Here is a 3,485-nt window from a genome sequence, read left to right as displayed (position 1 = left end):
TTTGTTCATTTGCCAGCTTAACAGCTTCCAATTTGAATTCTGCCGTATATTCTCTTACCATTTCTAATCCTCCAAAATTTTATTTTACCCGAAAAAACTCCTTTCTTTCTCTCCACTTTTTCTGGGTAAGGTCACTTGGCAACAGTTGCTCTACTTTCTCCTTCATCCAATGCTTCCATTGCTTCCATTGCTTTTTTCCTTAAGTCGTAACTATACGCTGCTGGCATACAAACCCCTCTACCATAAATCCATTCTTACCTTATTGGGATTATTATGAGAAGAGCTATAACTCTATGGGAGGGAAGCAAAATCTGGGATTCGGCCTTAATGGCATTAGCGGTGCATCAGCTTCACCCTCCCTGTGAGGTATTTTAGCTCTAATGCCTCACATCATAAAGATACAAGTGTCAAGCTACTTGGATGACAGGGGAGGGAGGCACTGGGATGACAGGAGAAGGTAGTGGGATGACACCCTGACAACTGTCATCCCGCTGCTTGTTAGCGGGATCTAGAGATACCGCGAATGAATCGCGGCATGACGTAGGACTGCTTTCATTCCAGTGCTTGACACTGGAATCCAGCCTTTCTGCAATCTCATCGAAAACGTTGTAACCACTTTCTATGCTAGTTTGCTTGTGAGCAACCTGGATTCCAGTGTCAAGCACTGGAATGACAACGTTATAAAGGAACCAGTGTCAGCTACTTGAATGACACAGTCTTTGCTTAAACCCGTAACGTTCGTACATTTTGCTAAAAGTTCAAATATCAACATCATGCACATTAAGTGCATTGCTATTAATAAAATCACGGCGTGGTTCAACTATATCACCCATTAATATTGAAAATATGGAATCAGCTTCTTCACAATCTTTTATTTCAACCTTTAATAAAGTTCTAGCCTCAGGATTTAACGTAGTATCCCATAGCTGATCAGCATTCATTTCACCAAGACCTTTAAATCTCTGCAGAGTTAAATCTTTTTTACCATAGTCCATTATTATTTTTGCAAGCGTACTTGGAGAAGTGATTCTTATTTCAGTTTCTTGTGACTTTAAAAATGAATCACCATTAAATAAATTACTTATACCATCAAGCAAACTTAATATGTTTTGCATATCTTTGCCTTCAAGCATACTAAGTGCAAATATATATTTGTCTGCCAATCCTTGAAACAATTTAGAGATATGAATTTCTTTTTCTTCATCTTTTATTTCCACTTCCCAAGTGTATTCGCTGTACATTAACTTCAAATACTTTAATATCTCATCAGCCGATGATAGAGCATTCTTTTTACTTAAAATTAGCAATGACTCTAAGAGATTTTGTGGTATTTCTCTATCATAATTTTTGCTAATATTAGAAGTGCTAACGCATTTATTCAAAATAAGGCGTAAGTTGTTAAATTCTGTAGCTGTACCACTTAGTGTTAATCTTTTAACTGCTGAGTTTATTATATACTCTTCAAAAGTTTCGTCATCTTTAATATAAGTGTCTTTGGCATTCTTTGTAACTTTATAGAGGGGTGGCTGTGCTATGTATAAGTAACCTTTTTCAATAACTTCACGCATATGTCTAAAAAAGAAAGTTAGAATCAAAGTTCTTATATGTGAACCATCAACATCTGCATCTGTCATGATGATAATTTTATGATATCTAGCTTTTTCAATATCGAAGTGTTCACTCCCTATTCCAGCACCAATTGCAGTGATTAAAGAGCCTATTTCTGCAGATGAAAAAATACGATTTAAACTTACACGTTCTACGTTTAGAATTTTTCCTCTTAAGGCAAGCACTGCTTGTGTTTTACGATTACGCCCCTGCTTTGCAGTACCACCTGCTGAATTACCCTCTACTATAAATAATTCCGATAACTCAGGGGCTTTTTCCTGGCAATCAGCAAGCTTTCCTGGCAGAGTTGCAATATCAATATTGTTTTTGCTTTTAACTAGCTCGCGCGCTTTTCTTGCAGCTTCTCTTCCTTTTGCTGACCTGATTGCTCTTTCTACTATGCTTGCTGCCAATTTGGGATCAGTTTCAAGGATTGTGCTCAATTTATCAGAAACTATACTTTCTACAACTGCACGTGCTTCAGAACTAACTAGTTTATCTTTTGTTTGTGAAGAAAACTTAGGATCAGGCATCTTAAGAGATAAAACACAAGTTAAACCTTCTCTAACGTCCTCTCCAGTTAAATTTACTTTTGCTTTCTTTAAAAACCCTTCATTAGTTGCATAGGTATTGATACATCTAGTTAGTGCAGATCTAAATCCTGCCAAATGCGTACCACCATCTCGTTGCCGTATATTATTAGTGAAGCACAACATATTCTCATAGTAGGAATCATTCCATTCCATCGATATTTCCAAGCTGATGCCAAGATCTTCTGCATCTCCTTTCATACTGGCAATTTTAGTTACATGTGTCTTATTCTTATCTAAATACTGCACAAAATTTGCTGTACCAAAATTGTCTTTAGATTGATTGCTCTGATTGAAATGAGATTCTGTATATGGTTCATTGCGCAGATCACGTAAAGTAATGTCGATATTTGAATTTAAAAATGCTAATTCTCTTATACGACTTTCAAGCGTTGAGTAACTGAAATTAATGCCATTAAAAGTCTCTGTTGATGGCATGAACGTGACTTTAGTTCCTCTTTTGTTTGTATTTTCGTTGACTACCTTTAAAGGTTCAATAGACTCACCATCTTCAAAACGCATAAAGTGTTCTTTCTTATTGCGCCAAATAGTTAATTCCAACCAGCTTGATAATGCATTCACAACTGAGATTCCAACACCATGTAATCCCCCAGAAACTTTATAGGTATTGCTGTCAAATTTACCACCAGCATGGAGTTGAGTCATTATTACCTCTGCTGCTGATATTCCTTCTTCTTCATGAATGTCAGTTGGAATGCCACGACCATTATCAGTTACAGATACTGAACCATCTTTATTTATGCTAACTTCAATTTGATCACAATATCCAGCTAAAGATTCATCTATTGCGTTATCAACAACCTCATATACCATGTGGTGCAAGCCAGATCCATCGTCAGTGTCACCAATGTACATACCTGGACGTTTCCTTACAGCATCAAGACCCCTTAAGATTTTTATTGCATCGGCATTATAACTATTTTCCATGGTATTGCTTCGTTTATGAATGTTAATTAATATTACATTCATATATGCTGATTAGCAACATTTTTAAACTGATAACCCATATTAAAAGCACAACTTTACGAATGTTTATTTTTGAAGATAGCAAATAGTGTCATTCCAATGTGTCTTCCATAACTGTACGAACATTCATTTTTGAAGGTAAATTGCACAACAGATGATGTCATTCCAGTGCTTGACACTGGAATGGCTTTGTTGCATCGCTAGCTATGATGGATTAAAGATAAAAAAGATGGAGAATATCAGTAGCTTATTATTCTGGTATTTATAACAAGAACGGTCAGTGAATACCTAAATTTGAGT

The 3,485-nt window shown here is 36.2% G+C and carries 3 protein-coding genes; all 3 read right to left on the bottom strand.

Translation table 11 applies throughout. The features are described from left to right. Positions 1 to 407: 407 nt before the first annotated feature. Positions 408 to 665, bottom strand: a complete 258-nt coding sequence (locus ACIPNH_RS06170; protein WP_400772259.1) for a hypothetical protein — start codon at positions 663 to 665, stop codon at positions 408 to 410. Between the two features lie 93 nt (positions 666 to 758). After that, complete coding sequence (gene gyrB / locus ACIPNH_RS06165) at positions 759 to 3,146, bottom strand: DNA topoisomerase (ATP-hydrolyzing) subunit B (protein WP_400772257.1); 2,388 nt, start codon at positions 3,144 to 3,146, stop codon at positions 759 to 761. A gap of 95 nt (positions 3,147 to 3,241) precedes the next feature. Next, positions 3,242 to 3,364, bottom strand: a complete 123-nt coding sequence (locus ACIPNH_RS06160; protein WP_400772255.1) for a hypothetical protein — start codon at positions 3,362 to 3,364, stop codon at positions 3,242 to 3,244. Positions 3,365 to 3,485 lie beyond the last annotated feature (121 nt).

The sequence above is a fragment of the Wolbachia endosymbiont of Drosophila barbarae genome (assembly GCF_044752445.1).
In the GTDB taxonomy this organism is placed as follows: domain Bacteria; phylum Pseudomonadota; class Alphaproteobacteria; order Rickettsiales; family Anaplasmataceae; genus Wolbachia; species Wolbachia pipientis.
This window is presented reverse-complemented; position numbering and strand designations above follow the sequence as displayed.

What these genes read in the sequence shown, in the direction of transcription:
- gyrB (WP_400772257.1), bottom strand. Translation starts at nt 3,146, where the DNA reads ATGGAAAATAGTTATAATGCCGATGCAATAAAAATCTTAAGGGGTCTT.